The following is a 258-nucleotide window of genomic DNA, read 5'->3' as shown; positions in this document are numbered from 1 at the left end:
CATCTCAGCTAAATACAAGTTGGATGCTGCAAATTGCCCACCGGTTTTTTCAGCCCAACAAAAATAACGCTTGCCGTTATTTTCAAAGATAGTCGCATCTAGTGAAAAATCAGTGAATGACTTATCATCACCTTCAGCCGCTTGCATCATACCCAACTCAACCCACTCATCATTGAGCGGATCTTGACCTTTGCACTCAAGTACATACGGACGCAGAGCCCAAATATCACCTTCTTCACTAGCAGCAGAATAGATATA

General features: G+C 42.6%; 1 pseudogene. It reads right to left on the bottom strand.

Going from position 1 to position 258, the window contains the following annotated elements:
• Positions 1-258 (bottom strand): annotated as a pseudogene (locus tag RG959_RS24470) (alpha-N-arabinofuranosidase); the annotation flags it as partial.

It is taken from the genome of Domibacillus sp. 8LH, from assembly GCF_038806185.1.
Taxonomy (GTDB): Bacteria; Bacillota; Bacilli; order Bacillales; family Domibacillaceae; genus Domibacillus; species Domibacillus indicus_A.
The sequence above is the reverse complement of the archived record's forward strand: the minus strand, read 5'-3'. Positions and strand labels throughout refer to the sequence as shown.